Origin of the sequence: Vogesella mureinivorans (assembly GCF_007644035.1) — a bacterium.
Classification (GTDB): Bacteria; Pseudomonadota; Gammaproteobacteria; order Burkholderiales; family Chromobacteriaceae; genus Vogesella; species Vogesella mureinivorans.
Window position 1 is genome coordinate 1 of the sequence record NZ_VMTV02000151.1, and the last position, 460, is coordinate 460.

The following is a 460-nucleotide window of genomic DNA, read 5'->3' on the forward strand; positions in this document are numbered from 1 at the left end:
CGGCCGATTCCGGATCGCCCAGCAGGCCGAGCAGGGACAGGCGGTAGGCGCTGGTAGCGTAGTCCTCGCTGGGCACGAGCTTGGACAGCGCGGTCTCGCGCCGCACCTCGCCCAGCTCGTCGCGCCAGCGCTGCAGGCGGCTGGTGTCCTCGGTCTCGATCGGCAGCGCATCGGTGCGCGGGGCCTTGGCGCCGTCGGGCAGGGCCGAGACCAGCTGGGCCGCGCGTTCGCGGTCGACCAGCTCGAACTCGGCTACATCGAGTGCGATCTGGTCCTGGATGAAGGCCGGCCGCGGCGGGGCGATCCACAGTTCCTCAGCGAACTCGGCCAATCGCTCGGCGCTCTGGTCGCGAAGCCAGCCGACCAGATCGGACGAGGACAGGCCCGACTGGCCCAGATGGATGCGGTCGCGGTCGATCTGGTTCAGCGCACGCGCGAACACGCTGGCCTGACGCAGCAG

1 pseudogene is annotated in these 460 nt (G+C 70.9%); it reads right to left on the reverse strand.

What is annotated here, in order from left to right:
• A pseudogene (locus FLQ44_RS23535) lies at nt 1–460 on the reverse strand (hypothetical protein); the annotation flags it as partial.